General features: G+C 53.3%; 2 protein-coding genes and 1 pseudogene. All 3 read right to left on the reverse strand.

What is annotated here, in order from left to right; translation table 11 throughout:
- Positions 1-7: 7 nt before the first annotated feature.
- On the reverse strand, positions 8-976 hold the full coding sequence (locus tag E1297_RS03515) for a DNA adenine methylase (RefSeq protein ID WP_155133946.1): 969 nt from the start codon (positions 974-976) through the stop codon (positions 8-10).
- Positions 973-2,268 (reverse strand): DNA cytosine methyltransferase, encoded by a 1,296-nt coding sequence (locus E1297_RS03520; protein ID WP_155133949.1) that lies wholly within the window; start codon positions 2,266-2,268, stop codon positions 973-975. The genes E1297_RS03515 and E1297_RS03520 overlap by 4 nt, the downstream gene beginning before the upstream one ends.
- Positions 2,269-2,599: 331 nt before the next feature.
- A pseudogene (locus E1297_RS03525) lies at positions 2,600-3,616 on the reverse strand (vitamin B12-dependent ribonucleotide reductase); the annotation flags it as partial.

Consider the following 3,616-nt stretch of genomic DNA (forward strand, 5'->3'; position numbering starts at 1 on the left):
ACGTCCTTCAGGGCGGGGAAGACGTTAATTCAGCCGAATCCATGAGTTCACCGCACCGCCGCAAATCGGCGATAATGTCCGAAACTATCACTTCGGTAGCGACAAGACGTTCGCGTTCATCGATACGCGCTGTGTATTGCAGGTTCACGCAGGCGAATCCTTCATAGTCGCCGTAGTGCAAACGTGCATCTGGATGATTGTCATAAGAAAGGATCCAATGCCCCGGAAGGTCGTCTATTTCAGCTCGAAGACGCGAATGATCGTGCTCATCGAAACTCTTCCTGTATAGCTTGTCCGCCTTGGCGAAGTACGGCGGGTCAAGATACCATGCCAACGATAGTGGATCTTCTTGGAATAACCTCGTCCGCCGTACATCTCTAATCGTTTTCAAATAGCTTTCATTCCGAGTAAAGCGTACGCGCCCGCGTAGCTTACTAAGTTCGATAATTCGTTCCGCGAGCCTCGACTTGTTAAATCGGCAATCGATAGGATATTTACTCGTTTGAGCCATCCCGCCGATAGGACCTGCCTTACCGTGCAGCGATCCTGAAAAGCTGGTTCGGTTCAAGAAAAAGCACTTGAATGCGGCATCAAGTTCTGTTTCAGGGATTAAATCCTTCTGTCGCTTCCATTCATCCAACGTAATTGAACAATCATATACTCTGTCAGCCAGCGCAGAGGCATTGCTGGAGAAGACTGTATTCCAGAAGGAAGCCACCAAAACGTCGGCATCCGACAGCGCAATCTGGTCTACGAGATCGGCCTCCAAAAGGGATATGGAAACGGCCGCTCCACCTGCGAATGGCTCAATGAACAACTTTGTCCGACGATTGGTTCGCGAAAGGAGATCGGCGATAATCGGCGCAAGCTTTCGCTTGCCCCCCGGATATCTCAGGGGAGAGATGTCCGATCTGGTGGACCATCTGACGATTGTCGGCTTCTCAACCTTTTGGCTCGACGATGCCCTGATATTCATTCTGAAAACTCACTCGATTCAAGTTGAATAACTGTGACTGCTCCCCGCCCTGAAGGGCAGGGCTTCCTGATGGCGTCTAGTATCGATTTGGCAACCTGCTCTCCCAGCTGCGGTGGGACAGAATTCGCCACTTGACGATGCTGATCGAGATTTCGAACAGAGCCGGAGCGCCCCCTGATTGGTCCCTTCAACACATAGTCATCCGGGAAACCGTGAATCCTCATATACTCGCGAGGCGTTAGGTATCGGCTTTCAATAGGGTGGAAGAAGATCTCGCCGCACCGCAACGTGTTGCTTGGCTTGGAGCGAGAAAGACGCAGGAATTTTGTGGTGTCTTTTTTCGAAAGACGCCCTCTTATTTCCGATGGCGCATCGTGCATTTTCGCCAAATGCGCCCCTTCCGTAACATGACTGATCCGCCGAATATCTCCGGCCGGGGTCACATCGACATGATTGGCATGTAAGGGGTCCGAATCCTTCGGGACGGCACCTGGTAAGTTCTGGATCACCTCTCCAACATGCACGAAAGGGTTCTCGCGATCGTCGCCGAATGAGCCGACCGGAAACTCGAACGTCTCCTTCTTGCGAACAGCAACCACGAATAGGCGTTTTCGGAGCTGTGCAACGCCATACTCCGCAGCATTCAACACTTGATGAGAAACAACGTACCCTAGGCCTTCGAGCTGGTTAATCAGATCTCTGAGAATTGCGCCCTTTTCACCGGACGAATCCTTCGCATTTTGTAATGCCGCAACGTTCTCGATGAGAACCGCTTTAGGGTTAAGAATGCTCGCATAATTCACCATGCTAAAAAGCAGGCGTCCGCGGGCATCGTTCACGCTTTCTTTCTTTCCGATTTGGCTGAATGTTTGGCATGGTGGGCCACCAAAAAGAAGATCCAGCGAACCTTTTCTAATCTTCAATTCTTTCATGAGCTTACGTACGTCGACGTTATCGACGTCGTCGTTGATAATCTTGGCGCTCTTGAGATATTTCGATTGGTTCGACTTCAGTGTCTCGCAGCAGTTCTCATCTTTCTCGATACAGGCCAAGGTTTCGAACCCAGCCGCCTCAATCCCGAGATCCAGCCCGCCGCCCCCGGAGAAGAGGGAGATCGCTGTAGGTTTTTGCTCTTTGCGTTTTGGCGGGGTCGTCGTCTTGGTTGATGGAAAGGACTCATTGCCGAGATCCCGCTCCTGCGAAGCCAAACGATCAAGGCAATCCATCTTCATATCAAGTGAATCCTTTTGAGTGCGAATCGAAACAGGTGTTTCAATCATAATAAGTGACATTTCTCAATTTCCTATTCGATGATTGCCGCGAAATCCGCAGGGGTCAACGAAGGGGTCCGCCGACGATATCAGCAACCTGATCGAGGCGCAGCCGAGGTTGGTGCCAATCAAGACCTAGCAAAACGAATGGTCAGCTTTCAGTCAGTTTCGACGCTGAGCTTGCGGTAAAAATGAAAACCCCCGGGCACGTGAGTGTCCGGGGGTTTTTCGTCCCTCAGCGAGGGTGGGCAGTCTTCAAGTGCCGGATGGGCAGTCTATCCTGACGTAGGGCAAGATAGGCTGACGCATCAGGAGCCCATCCCATGCTGTCACCGACAGCGCGAGGGTCCGTCTATCCACAACCTGTGGATGCGCCACACGAGTTGCACCGAAGGCAAAAACCAGCCCGGATCATGGTGAAATTCCCACACTCGGTACAAGCCTGCCCCTCGTAGCCCTTTATCTTGGCTTTTGCCCCTTCGGACAACTCTTGAGGCTTCTCGGCCACTCTCTCGTCGATTACCTGATACGGCGCGGGAGCGCTTGCGACACCCGCCGCGAGAGCCTCTATCTTCACCTCGCTAACACCAACCTCGACCTGATCCGTCTCACGCAGCGGCAGATCCAGGTTTCCTTGCACCAAGCGCAAAGCCGGGATTTGCTTCCGGGCGAAGCCCCTCGAAACAACGTCCTGGACTTCAGGAAATTCATCCTGACCGGATCCGTCATTACCGATGGTGTCCGGCAGGACATCCTGAGGTGCCACGTGTTGAAGGTCCGTGCGGTCCAGGTAGGAAATCGCGAGTTCACGGAAAATGTAGTCTATCGTCGACGTCGCGGTCTTGATTGCTTCGTTTCCGCGAACCAATCCGGACGGCTCGAACTTCACGAAGGTGAAAGCTTCGACGAATTCCTCTAGAGGAACGCCGTGCTGGAGGCCCAGAGAAATAGCCATCGCAAAATTGTTCATCACGGCCCGGAAGGCGGCACCTTCCTTGTGCATGTCGATGAAGATCTCACCGAGAGACCCGTCATTGTACTCGCCCGTGCGCAGGTAGACCTTGTGGCCACCAATCTCCGCCTTCTGGGTGTACCCCTTGCGGCGGGACGGCAGGTGACGACGACCCGGATGACGTTCGACGATCTTCTCGACGATCTTCTCAACGACCACCTGACGGCTCTGGACCTCATCGCTTTCGCTGATGTCCTCATCATCCACGAGAGCCGAATTCAGCGGCTGACTGAGCTTGGAACCGTCGCGATAGAGAGCGTTAGCCTTCACGCCAAGACGCCAGGACATCAGGTAAGCGTCCTTCACGTCCTCGATGGTCGCGTTGGCCGGCATGTTGATTGTCTTGGAGATCGCGCC

This window comes from Roseibium sp. RKSG952 (assembly GCF_009711355.1).

What these genes read in the sequence shown, in the direction of transcription:
- E1297_RS03520 (WP_155133949.1), bottom strand. Translation starts at nt 2,268, where the DNA reads ATGTCACTTATTATGATTGAAACACCTGTTTCGATTCGCACTCAAAAG.
- E1297_RS03515 (WP_155133946.1), bottom strand. Translation starts at nt 976, where the DNA reads ATGAATATCAGGGCATCGTCGAGCCAAAAGGTTGAGAAGCCGACAATC.